This window comes from Bradyrhizobium liaoningense (assembly GCF_018130825.1).
GTDB lineage: Bacteria > Pseudomonadota > Alphaproteobacteria > Rhizobiales > Xanthobacteraceae > Bradyrhizobium > Bradyrhizobium liaoningense_B.
On sequence record NZ_JAFCJS010000001.1, the window covers coordinates 1,062,780 to 1,074,333 of the forward strand.

Below are 11,554 nucleotides of genomic sequence, written 5' to 3' on the forward strand. Positions count from 1 at the left end.
CCCGTCAACGTCTTCTTCGATATTGCTCAGTATGCTGACTATCAGTATACTTGTCAATGATCCGCACCGTCCCTGCGCTCAAGGAGAATTCGGTGAAAGACAACAACGACATGCCCGGGCATCTGGCGCGCCGGTTCCAGCAGATCGCGGTCGCGGTGTTCCTGGCCGAGGTCGGGGATGCCGGCTTCGATCTTACGCCGGTGCAATACGCCGCGCTCGCGACCATCAAGGCCAATCCGGGGCTCGACCAGGTCACGCTCGCGGGCCTGATCGCCTACGACCGCACCACCATCACCGGCGTGATCGACCGCCTGGTGCAGAAGGGTCTCATCGAGCGCCGTGCCAGTCCCCGCGACCGCCGCGCCCGCGAGCTCGAGATCACCGACGAAGGCCGGCGCGCCCTGCGCAAGATCACGCCGGCGGTCGAGGCCGCGCAGCGCATCATGCTGCGCGGACTCAGCGCAAAGGAAGGCGAGGAATTGATGCGACTGCTGCGCAAGGCGATCGCCGCCGGCAACGAGCTCAGCCGCGCCCCGCTGCGCGAATGAGCATGTTTGTGCGTAATCGTCGCAGTGCGGCGAAACCTGGAACTAACCTTCGGCTGCTACGGTCGGCTTCATTCGGCGCTTAACGCGCGATTAACTTTGCCGTTCGGGAGTTTTGGATGTCCAGGTTCATCATCGTCGCGGCGGCCATCGCATTCTCGACCGTCCCTGCACTCGCGAACGGCCATGGCGGCGGCGATGCCCCTCCTCCGCCCAAGCCTGAGGCGACGACCGCGCCGGCCAAGGTGGTCCTGACCAAGCAGGGCCCGAAGCTGGTCGATCTCAAGGGCATGACGCTCTACACTTACGAGCGCGATACGACCGGCAAGAGCTCGAACTGCAACGGCAAGTGCACCGAGAGCTGGGTGCCGCTGGCCGCAACCGCCGATGCCAGGGCCGTCGGCGACTTCACCGTGATCGACCGCAACGACGGCAGCAAGATGTGGGCCTATCGCTACCGCCCGCTCTACACCTCGCCGGCCGACAAGGCGCCGGGCGACGCCAACGGCACGGCCACGACCCTGCAATGGCGCATCGCGCGGCCTGAGAACTAGGGCGAGAACGGCGCGCCTCCACCAGGCCTGCCCACGAGCTTGGCGTGTGCGGCGGAATCGGCAGAGGCATAATTGACCTCCGGATTCCAGTGCAGCACGACGTACAGGATCATTCCGGCCAGGATGGAGCCACAAAAACCGAACGCGGCCAGGCGCCATGTCCGCACAATGCGGCGGTCGTTCTCATTCAATGGATCAAAGTATTTTTGCATGATGCCTCCAATGGCAGCGAGCCATCAAGGCCTAGCGTAATCGGAGCGGATCCGCTGTGAAGCCGTTCACCCGTCACCGCTTCAAAACGATGTGATCGTTGGCGGCGTACTAGCGCGCCAGCTCCGACGGCACCGGCTTGAACACCGGCATGTTCGCGTTTGCCTGCAGCGGCTTGACTTCTGCGTTGACCACCACGGGTCCGGTCATGAACCAGGCCGCTGCGACGGCCGCGATCACTATTCCCGCACCGAGCGCCGCAATCTCTTTCATGTTTCCGCTCCTGGTGATCAGTTGCTGAGGATGACGCCGTGCTGGTGCCGCGACGGATGATCGGCGCCGACCAGCGCGTTCGGATCGGTTGCGATCACCGCTTCCGGCAACGGCACCGGCTCGAGGCCGGCGAAGCGGCGATAGAGCGCGCCCATGATGGCGCCGCAAAATGCCGCCGGCACCAGGAGAGCAGCGAGGATCGGCACGACCAATACCAGCAGCAGCACGCAGGCGAACGCTGCCACGCCTCCGATCGCCGCGTATTCCCACGCGCTGCGGCGGCTCATGGCGCGCGCGATATGATGTACGCAAAGCATGAAGATGCTCGAAGGAATAACCGAGATCACCATCATGACCATGAAGGTTTGCGCCGGGATCACGGCCGCGAAGATATGAGCGGTGCTCTTGTCCGCGAAACCGTTCATCAGGAGCGGCACCAGCGTGTAAGGCAGAAGCGTTGCGAGCACGGTCGGCATCAGGGCCGCGATCGCGATGCCGGCGATCGACGTACGGACCCGGACCGGTCCGTCGAATACGACCGGCGGCGCCGCAGCCGGTGCGTCAGCGGCGGGAATCGCGCCGGCCGCGCGTGCTACCGGACTGAGACCGGCAAACTGGCCATAGAGGAATCCGCCGATCATTCCCGCGATCGTCGGCAACAGGCCGATCGTCACCACCGTACCGTCGCCGGGTGCGGCCAGCTGGATGTGGTTGCGGATGGCGATGGCATAACTCGCCGCGGCCATGACGCCGCCCATCAGCCCATAGGCGAGCCGGCTCGAGATGGTCCATTGCCTCAGCACGACGTGCCCGGCAAACAGGAAAGCCGCATTGATGGCCATGCGGCCCGCGAAGAGCACCAGGATCTGGTCCGGCGCCGGTGTGCCTGCGGGATCGGTCACCTGCCCGCCCGCGATGGCAAAGACCATCAGCACAGCTTCGACGATGGCGAGCGGAATCAGCGCGGCGAACAGCGCGCGCGGCGAATTCTTGACGAGATACATGCGAGCAACCCCTTGCTCGCTGCACGCTAGACGCGAAGCGTTACGGCCCGCGCAAGACAATGGATAAAATTGTCGGCAAGCAGCGCCCCAGCGCTTCCTCGCCGAACGCCCCTATCCGCGCCAGCTCCGGCCGGACTGGACCTGCGCGCTCTGTCCGGGCGGCAGCACCACGACGGTCGAATTGAGCTTCACCCGGTCGTAGAGGTCGATCACGTCCTCGTTGCGCATCCGGATGCAGCCCGACGAGATCGCCTGCCCGATATATTCGGGCTGGTTGGTGCCGTGGATGCGGTAGAGCGTGTCCTTGTTGCCGACATAGAGATAGATGCCGCGCGCGCCCAGCGGATTGGCGGCACCACCGGGCACGCGCGCCGGATATGGTCCAAGCCGCGCCTGGATGTCCGCCGTCGGCACCCAGTCGGGCCATTCCGCCAGACGCCCGACACGCGCAACGCCGGAGAAGGCCATCGCCTCCTCACCGACCGCGACGCCGTAGCGGATCGCCTTGCCGTCGGGCAGCACGAAATAGAGATAGCGCGCGTCGGTATCGACCAGGATCGTGCCCGGCTGCTCCTTGCGCGGATAATCGACGATGTGACGCAGATATTGCTCGGGCACTTTGGCCTGGGCGTAAGGCGTGTGCGCGAGCAACTGCCGGTCGCGCGGCGTCATGCTCGCGTTGGTCGACGGCGAAAGCGTTGTCTGCATGCAACCGCCCAGCGGCAGCAAGGCAACGACGAAGAAAGCGAAAACAGATCTTGGCACCACCGGCCCCCCGATAGCAAATAGCGGCACCCCCAACAGCACCAGATGCTGCCCAAATCGTGCTGAAAACAAGGCAGACCGGAACAATTGCGCGTGTTTGATCAGCCGGGTTCCATCACCACAAACGGCGGAAGAGCGTCGCATCATCTCCATCCCCTCGCCTTGCTTTGGTCAAACCCGGCTGGACTCGTGCGTCATCTGCCCGTGAAGGGGCCCACCTCAACAGATCGGCTCGCGCCAATGCGAAACGACGAAGGCTTCGAAGGAGCTGCGATGCTCGCCACGCTGAACAGCAAGCAAATCGTCGATGAGATCGTGAAGGACACGGTCAAGGACAACGATCCGCACGACGCGATTCAGATCTCGCCCGAGATCGTCATGGCCTCGCGCCCCATTAGCGTTGCGCCCGCCCTGGCGCCTGAGGCCACGCCCCGCCCGGAGCCGAAATTCGCGCCGGAGCCCAAAGCCAGTCCTGAGCCGAAGTTCAGTGCCGAGCCGAGGTTCAGTCCTGTTGCGGAGCCGCCCACGGCAGTGCCCTCGGTCGATACCGCCGTGCGCGTCGCGGCCGGCGATGGTGCTGGCCGGCCCAGGCGTTCGGCCGCCGGCAAGTTGCTGCGCGGCGCCTTCCTCACGTTCCTGTTTGCGGGCGGCAGCGCGGCCGCCGCGGTTGCCTGGGAGAAGCATGGCGATACCGCGAGGCACATGCTTGCCGAGTGGACACCGGTCTTGACCGCGTTGCTGCCTTCGACGTCGCAGACCACGCCAGTCGCCGCCGCGCAGGCGGTCCCGTCCGCGCCGCAAGCCGCAACGGATCAACCCGTCGATCAACCGGCGGCGCAAGCTGCGGCCGATCAACCTGCAAGTCCGCCTGCAGTTCAGGTTGCAGCAGCCGCGCCCGCGGCAACACAGACCGACACAGCACAGTCGGTACAATCGATGACGCGCGATCTCGCGGCCATGGCGCAGCAGATCGAAACACTCAAGGCCAACATCGCCGAGCTGAAGGCCGGCCAGGAGCAGATGGCACGCGAGCTGGCGAAGCCGCCCGCACCGAAGCCGGTCGTCGAGGCGAAGCCGCCCGTCGATCCGCGCGCCCGCGTGTCCGCGCTGCCGCCGCGCGCTCCGGCTCAAACGCCGCCGCCGGTTCGCAAGCCGAAGCCGGCCGTGTCGCACACCTACATGCCGGCCTATTCACCTGCGCCGCTCGCACCGCCGCCAGCGCCCTCGCAAGCTGCCGCGGCTCCGCCGGTCACAACGACGCAAGCGGTTGCCGATGACGATGGACCGGTCGTGCGTCCGCCGATGCCGCTGCGCTAAATCTCATCGCGCTTTAGCGCAACAACGTCACGAACACTGTCGGAGTCGATGGGATGCGTTGAGTCCGGGTTACTACGGGAAACGATATATCGATCGTCATCCATCATGAGAAAAGGCCGTCGGGATTTATGCCGCCGGCCTTCTCTTGCAACTCCCGGTTCCCGGAGCCCGGTTCTGTTGCAATTCCATGCCTCATGATCGCGTTAACATATTTAATAAAACCTTAACGGGCTCGCGTGCTGCACATCATTTCTGCGCCATAGGCACAGAGATTGTGCGGCTTGTTCATTCGAGAAAGATCGACTCAGTGGTACCATCCGAGATGTGTCGGGACTTCCGTTGAAGACTTGTTTTCAAGACTTGCAACTGAGACTTGGTCGTCACACCGGGGGACTTCAGATGCCTTACTACTCCTTCGATCTCGTGGTTGGTGAAGAGTTCAAGAACCAGGGCGGAATCATCCTCGAGGACATCGAGGTTGCCTCCGATCGCGCCGATCAGCTCGCATGCGAGCTGTCGCAAGTGAAGCCGGAGCTGCAGCAGAAGGGCTGCGCGGTGCGCGTCACCGATCGCGATCACAACGAGGTCTATCGCACGCCGCTCGATCCCGTGCCGGCCTGGCAGCGCTAGCTACTCTTCAAGCATCGGCGGTTCGAACCAGTTCGTCAGCGACAGCCCGCCGTCGACCACGAAGGCCGCGCCGGTGACGTAACCCGAGAGCTTGTTCGACAGCACGCTCAGCGCCATCGGCGCGAGATCCTTAGCCTCGCCGAGACGCCCGAGCGGAATGTGTCTCGCCAGGGACGCGTCCGCGACGAACCCGCCCGCTGCGATTGCACCCGGCACCAGCGCGTTGACGCGAATGTTGTGCCGCCCGAAGGTCTTCGCGAGTTCCTTCACCAGCATCGCCATTCCCGCCTTTGCCGTCGAGTAATGCGGCAGGTTGCGCGGCGTGCCCGCATGCAGCGAGGTGAGGAACAGGAACGAGCCGGGCCGCTTCGCTGCGATCAGCCGCTTTGCGAGTCCGCGCGCCAGATGAAAGCCGGCATCGAGATTGACGGCGTGCATCTCCGCCCAAGTCCTGCGATCGACCGCGAGCGCGTGATCGGCCTCGCGCCGAGGCGGCGAGGCGCTGTGCACGAAATGCGTCACCTCCCCCAGCGCGGCATGAGAGGCGGCAAGCAGCGCATCGCAGGCCTCGAGCCCAGCGAGATCGCCGACCCAGGGCACGGCGCGTTCGGGCCTCTCGCTCGCGCTGATCGCGGCGTTCACCCGTTCCGCGCTGATATCGGCAAACACGGTTCGCACGCCTTCCCCGACCAGGGCCTGCGCGATCGCGCGGCCGATGCCGTTGCCCGCGCCGGTGACGAGCGCCGTGTCGGTTGCGGGATCGAACGGCGCATTGAACAGGCTCATGTCGCTCTCCGGGGTCCTCTGCCGCCAATCTAGCGCGCAGCAACGAGGCGCGACAATTGCGTCCCGGCACCATTGCGGAGCGGCGCGCCGGACGCTAGCCTCCCCAAAAAATCGAGGAGGACCCAAGAATGCGCACTGGTTTTCTGATGACGGGCCTGTTGCTGCTTGCCGCGCCGGCCCAGGCGGGCGACGCGCCGCCGCGGGCGACCTATGTGACGATGGTCCTGCAGGCCTTCGCCGCCAAGGTCGAATGTCCGGGCACGGATCTCGTCTATCAGGACCTCGTACAGAAGGCGCAGCAGATGCAGCTGCCCGACGGCACCACCGAGAAGGTGCGCAAGGCGATCGCCTGGATGCACACCGGCGGCAAGATGGGCGAGAAGCAGGACGATGATCTGATGGCCGAGGTCGCGGTCGCGACCCAGGCGACCGATATGGACCAGCGCCGTCTCGGCATGCCCGGCTGGTGCGAGGCGCAGAAGACTAACCTCGCAGGCCTGATCCGCAGCAAGGGCGGCTAGAAGCGCCTTCGCGCCAAGCAGGCACCGATCCGCGTCAAGAAAACGCGTCAAAAATAACAAGCTTGGAGCCCCGTTCCGGTTCGATCAGAACGGGGCTCCACCCGGTTTTCCCAGGCGCTAAGCATCGCGTGGCGGAACCGTGCGCGCCGGCAAATAATCGTCACAATCATCGCCAGCATGCGGCCTCTTCGAACAGGAGAACCCCATGCGGATTGCCCATCTCGTTTTCGCCGGAGCTCTCGTGGCCGGCTCCGTGCTGACCGCCCCGGCGCTGGCAAGGAATTCCGACACCCAGAAAGGCGAGGACAAATCGAGCTCGTCGTCATCGTGCAGCGCCTATCAGCAGGCGCCGGACGGAACATGGGAACAGCTCCCCTGCAAGGAAACCGGCGAACGCGCGCAGCCGCAGACGCAACACCGCGCCCCGGCACAGGGAACGGATCACTGGGAGCGCTGAGCGCTCCCGTTTCCGCGGTCAGCCCTGGGTGGGACCGCGCATGATCTTCATGGCGGCCTCGATGTGGCGCCACTCCTTGGCCTCATCGGCCTCGCCGCGGCCCTCGCAGGCCTGGGCCTGCTCCGCGGCCTTCGCAATCGCAGCAAAACCGTGCCGTTCGAGCATCTGCCGCGCGACGGTATGGACCTGGACCTCGGACATCATGGACGCTCTCCCGCTTGACGAACCACGGGGTTGGCTCGATCGCCCCCGCGCATTCCCTAGAACGACGGAGTCCCGGGCCCCGTTCCGTCCATATCCGCACACATGACAAAGGCGGCCCGCCATGCCCGGCGGACCGCCTTCTCACCCACCCCAAAACTGCGGGTCGTCGGCCGCGTCCCCTACGCAACCGCCACTTTCTTGCGCTCGATGTCGTTGGGCACCTCGATATCGACCTCCAGGGTCGACACCTCGTCGCCGCGTTCGAGCCGCACGATGACCTTGGTCGGGTCCAGCGTCACATGCTTGGACACGACGGCGAGAATTTCCTCACGCAGCACACCGAGCAGATCGGGTTGGCCGCGCATTCCGCGTTCATGGGCAAGCAGGATCTGCAGCCGTTCGCGCGCGACCGGTGCCGAGGCCTTGTTGCCACGGAGAAGTCGAAGCAGACCCATGCTCATGCAGCCCTCCGTCGCAGCAGACGATCCATCAGACCTCTGCGCTCGGCAGGAACATGCATTGTCACGTTCTCGCCGCAGAGGCGCTTGGCCGCGTCCATATAGGCCCGCGCCGGCGCTCCATCCGCATTCGACAGGGTCACCGGCGTGCCGACGTTGGAGGCCTTCAACACGTCCTGGCTCTCGGGGATGATGCCGAGCAACGGCGTTGCGAGGATCTCGAGGATGTCGTCGATCGTCAGCATCTCGCCACGCGCGGCGCGGGAGGGATCGTAGCGGGTGATGAGAATGTGCTTCTCGACCCGCTCGCCCTTCTCGGCCCGCACGGTCTTGGAATCGAGCATGCCGATGATGCGATCGGAATCGCGCACCGAGGAGACTTCCGGATTGGTGACGATCACGGCTTCATCCGCAAAGCGCATCGCCATGGAGGCGCCGCGCTCGATGCCGGCCGGGCTGTCGCAGATCACCCAGTCGAAACGGCTGCGCAGATCGGCGATGACCTTGCCGACGCCCTCTTCCGTCAGCGCGTCCTTGTCGCGGGTTTGCGACGCCGGCAGCAGCCAGAGGTTCTCGAGCCGCTTGTCCTTGATCAGGGCCTGCGGCAGCTTGGCCACGCCCTGCACCACATTGATGAGGTCGAACACGACGCGGCGTTCGGCGCCCATTACGAGGTCGAGGTTGCGCAGGCCGACGTCGAAATCGACGACGACAACCCTGTCGCCGCGTTGCGCCAGCGCAGCCCCCAGCGCGGCAGTCGTCGTCGTCTTGCCGACGCCCCCCTTGCCTGATGTCACGACCAGTACCTTACTCATCTGAAATGTCTCCTTTGCTGGTCAGTTCAGTGCTGTAATTCGCATGGTATTCCCCTGCAGCCAGGCCTGCGCCGGCTTGCCGCGCAGGGCGGCGTCGATGTCGTCCGCAGTCTGGTAAAACCCATCGATTGCAAGCAGTTCGGCCTCGATCTTCTGGCAATAGATGCGCGCGCTGGTGTGACCGTTCACGCCGGCCATGGCGCGGCCGCGCAGCGCGCCGTAGATGTGGATGGAGCCGCCGGCGACGACCTCGGCGCCGGATCCGACCGAGCCCAGAATGGTGACGTCGCCTTCGGGAAAGATCACGGTCTGGCCCGAGCGCACGGGAGCCTCCAGCAGCAGCGAAGTCGGCTTGGTCTCGGCTTTCGCCTCAGATTTCTTGGGCGCGGTCGGCTCGACCACGCAGCTGCGTCCCCCCGACAGCAGCGGCGGCATCGCCGGCGTCAGCCTTTCCTCCTCCACGCCCTCGATGCCGAGGACGCGGATGTTGCGGTCCTGCAGGCTGGCGAGCAGATGGCCGATGCCGGCCTGGCTGAGATCAACCGAGGACAGGTCGATCACCACGGGCCGGCCGGCGAAGAAGCCCGGCGACCGTGCGATCGTGGCGTCGATCTCCTGGAGCCAGTCCTGGATCGGAACCGTCGGCACGAACACGAAAGCGACATAGGAGCGCCCGCGCAGGCGCACCATCTGACGTTGGACTTTTGCTGCAGCCTCCATAGCGGCCGACTCGTTCCCCGTTATTGAATGGTTAACGATGCCGCCGAGATGGTTAACGGCCGGTTAATTTCTCCGTAGGTTACGTGGGGAATGGGCCGGTTGGGCGGCGTGAGGAAGCGCGCCAGCCAAGCGCTCTGACCTCGTAGGGTGGGCAAAGCGTAAGCGTGCCCACCGTCAAGAAATCGTGGGCACGGCGCATGTGCGCCTTTGCCCACCCTACGAGAGCGCGGTGCTCGCGGCACCGCGCCCTTCTTACGCTCAGCTCTTGTTGCGCATCTTGCTGAGCAGGTAGTTGTCGTAAAAATTCTCGGCGATCTGCGTGTAGAACAGCAGCTCCTTCATATAGGCGTCGTGGCTGTCCTTGGTGCGCTTGAACAGGTCGCTCTTGCCGGCGAGCTCGTTCAGATGCTCCTGGGTCGCGTTGTAGCAGGCTTCCAGCACCGGCTGCGGGAAGGCCTTCAGCTCGGCGCCGTTGGCGATCAGCCGCTTCAAGGCAGCCGGATTCACGCTGTCGTATTTCTCGAGCATCCAGGCGCCCGCGGCCGACGCGGCCTGGTTGACGATCGCCTGATAGTGCTTCGGCAGGCTCGCCCATTTCTCGTCGTTGACGATCATGTGCAGCATGGCGCCGCCTTCCCACCAGCCGGGGAAGTAGTAGTATTTCGCGACCTTCTGGAAGCCGAGCTTCTCGTCGTCATAGGGACCGACGAATTCGGCCGCGTCGATCGAGCCCTTCTCCAGCGCCGCATAAACGTCGCCGCCCGCGAGCTGCTGCGGCACGATGCCGAGCCTGGCCAGCACATGGCCGCCCATGCCGGCGATGCGGAATTTGAGGCCCTTGAGATCGTCGACGGTCTTGATCTCCTTGCGGAACCAGCCGCCCATCTGAGTGCCGGAATTGCCGCAGAGGATGGCGTGCGCCTTGAACGGCTTCAGCGCCTCGTTGGTGAGATCGGCGCCGCCGCCGAAATACCACCAGGACTCCTGATGGCGATGGTTCATGCCGAACGGCGCACCGGTGGCATAAGCCAGCGCCGGCTCCTTGCCGATGTAGAAATAGAGCGGCGTCTGCGCCATCTCGACCGAGGCGACGCTGACGGCATCGAGCGCCTGCAGGCCGGGGACGAGCTCGCCGGCCGCGAAGGTCTGGATCTGGAATTTGTTGTCGGTGGCCTCGGCAACATATTTCGCGAAGGTCTGCGCCGTGCCGTAGATGGTGTCGAGCGATTTCGGGAAGCTCGAGGTCAGGCGCCATTTGATCTCCGGCGCGCTCTGCGCAATCGCAGGTGCTGCAACCAGCGTCGTCGCACCGGCGACCGCGCCGCCCTTGAGGAATGTCCGGCGTTTCATGATGGGGCTCTCCTTGAAGTCAGGCTCGAAATGGGTGGCCTTGTGAACCGGCTTTGGCCACGTCCTTGGCGGACCGTTTGCCTGTTCCTGGCGCGGAGTTCAAGCTGCCAGAACGCATGGCGCCGCGGCCATCGGCCGTCAGAACGGCGCACCGAACCAGGGGCTGCCGAAAGCCTCAGGCGTCCTGGAGAAACACCGAGAGCGCCCGCTGCAATTCCTTGAACGCGCGCGGCCCGATCTTGGCCGCAAGCGTCTTCTCGCTCTCGTCAATCGCCGGGCGCAAACGGCCCAGCAGCGCGGCCCCGGCCTGCGTCAGATACAGCACGTAATAACGGCGATTGATCGCGGAGGCCGACCGCTGCACCAGACCGCGCCGCTCGAGATGATCCACGAGGCGCCCGAGCCCGGCCCGCTCGATCGACAGGGATTGCGCGATGGCGAGCTGATTGACGCCCGGATTGGCCTCGATCACCGACAGGACGGAAAACTGCGCCGCGCTGATGTCGAAGGCGGCGAGCCGCCGGCTGACGTCCTTGAACACCCAGAGCTGGGCGCGCCGGATGCGATAGCCGAGCGAGCGGGACAGATCGTCGGAGGCGAGCAGCTTGCGCCGGGCGGGCTTTGCGGCCGCTGCTGCCCGCGGCGCGGACCGCTGCGGCTTTGCGACCGGCGCCCGGCGTTGCGCGCCCTTGGACGATCGCTTCCTGACGCCCGCCTTCTCCGGCTCCATCGACGATGATCTTTCACTAGCCGTTGCTGCGGCATCCGGCCCGGCCATCCGGGATTCGACGCTGCAAGTCTATCGCAGCCTGGCCGGATCGAGAAGCCGAGCGGAATCGCGCGCTTTGCGAGCACAGCTTCTACGACAGGTTGCGCTGCGCACTCGCGCGCCGCGTCATGTTGACACGGCAACATCGGCCGCCCTAGGATCGAATAAGCCCGCCG

Annotated in this window: 17 protein-coding genes; 6 read left to right on the forward strand and 11 right to left on the reverse strand. The window is 65.1% G+C overall.

The genetic code is table 11. From position 1 onward, the window contains the following. Positions 1 to 92 precede the first annotated feature (92 nt). Positions 93 to 548, forward strand: coding sequence for a MarR family winged helix-turn-helix transcriptional regulator (locus tag JQ603_RS05115; RefSeq protein WP_212337030.1), 456 nt, complete (start codon positions 93 to 95; stop codon positions 546 to 548). A gap of 116 nt (positions 549 to 664) precedes the next feature. After that, a complete protein-coding gene (locus tag JQ603_RS05120; protein ID WP_212337032.1) occupies positions 665 to 1,099 on the forward strand; it encodes a COG4315 family predicted lipoprotein in 435 nt (144 codons plus the stop codon). Here JQ603_RS05120 and JQ603_RS05125 read toward each other — a convergent pair. The 4 genes from JQ603_RS05125 to JQ603_RS05140 form a co-directional block, all read right to left on the reverse strand. Next, positions 1,096 to 1,311: a hypothetical protein gene (locus JQ603_RS05125; RefSeq protein ID WP_212337033.1), complete on the reverse strand. Its 216-nt coding sequence runs from the start codon at positions 1,309 to 1,311 to the stop codon at positions 1,096 to 1,098. The two genes, JQ603_RS05120 and JQ603_RS05125, sit on opposite strands and share 4 nt — an antisense overlap. Before the next feature lie 109 nt (positions 1,312 to 1,420). After that, positions 1,421 to 1,582, reverse strand: coding sequence for a hypothetical protein (locus tag JQ603_RS05130; protein WP_212337035.1), 162 nt, complete (start codon positions 1,580 to 1,582; stop codon positions 1,421 to 1,423). Between the two features lie 17 nt (positions 1,583 to 1,599). Further along, the gene (locus tag JQ603_RS05135; RefSeq protein WP_212337037.1) at positions 1,600 to 2,586 is read right to left on the reverse strand and encodes a hypothetical protein; all 987 of its coding nucleotides are present in this window, start codon (positions 2,584 to 2,586) and stop codon (positions 1,600 to 1,602) included. A 111-nt stretch (positions 2,587 to 2,697) separates the two neighbouring features. Continuing rightward, entirely contained in the window at positions 2,698 to 3,294 is a 597-nt protein-coding gene (locus tag JQ603_RS05140) for a L,D-transpeptidase (RefSeq protein WP_212337039.1), read from the reverse strand. A gap of 330 nt (positions 3,295 to 3,624) precedes the next feature. Between JQ603_RS05140 and JQ603_RS05145 the strand changes: the two genes are divergently transcribed. Beyond that, positions 3,625 to 4,668 carry a hypothetical protein gene (locus JQ603_RS05145; RefSeq protein WP_212338205.1) on the forward strand — a complete coding sequence of 348 codons (1,044 nt, stop codon included), beginning with the start codon at positions 3,625 to 3,627 and terminating at the stop codon, positions 4,666 to 4,668. Between the two features lie 399 nt (positions 4,669 to 5,067). Then, the gene (locus JQ603_RS05150; RefSeq protein WP_200494243.1) at positions 5,068 to 5,298 is read left to right on the forward strand and encodes a DUF6894 family protein; all 231 of its coding nucleotides are present in this window, start codon (positions 5,068 to 5,070) and stop codon (positions 5,296 to 5,298) included. Here JQ603_RS05150 and JQ603_RS05155 read toward each other — a convergent pair whose 3' ends face one another. Then, complete coding sequence (locus JQ603_RS05155; protein ID WP_212337041.1) at positions 5,299 to 6,084, reverse strand: SDR family NAD(P)-dependent oxidoreductase; 786 nt, start codon at positions 6,082 to 6,084, stop codon at positions 5,299 to 5,301. 128 nt (positions 6,085 to 6,212) lie between these two features. Here JQ603_RS05155 and JQ603_RS05160 point away from each other — a divergent pair, with 128 nt between their 5' ends. Next, positions 6,213 to 6,605, forward strand: a complete 393-nt coding sequence (locus JQ603_RS05160; RefSeq protein ID WP_212337043.1) for a hypothetical protein — start codon at positions 6,213 to 6,215, stop codon at positions 6,603 to 6,605. Between the two features lie 205 nt (positions 6,606 to 6,810). Continuing rightward, positions 6,811 to 7,062 carry a hypothetical protein gene (locus tag JQ603_RS05165; protein ID WP_212337045.1) on the forward strand — a complete coding sequence of 84 codons (252 nt, stop codon included), beginning with the start codon at positions 6,811 to 6,813 and terminating at the stop codon, positions 7,060 to 7,062. An 18-nt stretch (positions 7,063 to 7,080) separates the two neighbouring features. Here the strand turns inward: JQ603_RS05165 and JQ603_RS05170 are convergent, their stop codons facing one another. From JQ603_RS05170 to JQ603_RS05195, 6 genes are all read right to left on the reverse strand, one after another. Further along, on the reverse strand, positions 7,081 to 7,266 hold the full coding sequence (locus tag JQ603_RS05170) for a hypothetical protein (protein ID WP_212337047.1): 186 nt from the start codon (positions 7,264 to 7,266) through the stop codon (positions 7,081 to 7,083). A gap of 179 nt (positions 7,267 to 7,445) precedes the next feature. After that, a complete protein-coding gene (minE, locus tag JQ603_RS05175) occupies positions 7,446 to 7,727 on the reverse strand; it encodes a cell division topological specificity factor MinE (protein ID WP_018644672.1) in 282 nt (93 codons plus the stop codon). Continuing rightward, positions 7,724 to 8,539 (reverse strand): septum site-determining protein MinD, encoded by an 816-nt coding sequence (minD, locus tag JQ603_RS05180; RefSeq protein ID WP_212337049.1) that lies wholly within the window; start codon positions 8,537 to 8,539, stop codon positions 7,724 to 7,726. The genes minE and minD overlap by 4 nt, the downstream gene beginning before the upstream one ends. 21 nt (positions 8,540 to 8,560) lie before the next feature. Next, positions 8,561 to 9,259, reverse strand: coding sequence for a septum site-determining protein MinC (minC, locus tag JQ603_RS05185; RefSeq protein WP_212337051.1), 699 nt, complete (start codon positions 9,257 to 9,259; stop codon positions 8,561 to 8,563). Between the two features lie 258 nt (positions 9,260 to 9,517). Continuing rightward, positions 9,518 to 10,609, reverse strand: a complete 1,092-nt coding sequence (locus JQ603_RS05190) for a TRAP transporter substrate-binding protein (RefSeq protein WP_212337054.1) — start codon at positions 10,607 to 10,609, stop codon at positions 9,518 to 9,520. 175 nt (positions 10,610 to 10,784) lie between these two features. Then, complete coding sequence (locus tag JQ603_RS05195; RefSeq protein ID WP_212337056.1) at positions 10,785 to 11,339, reverse strand: MarR family winged helix-turn-helix transcriptional regulator; 555 nt, start codon at positions 11,337 to 11,339, stop codon at positions 10,785 to 10,787. Between the last annotated feature and the right edge of the window lie 215 nt (positions 11,340 to 11,554).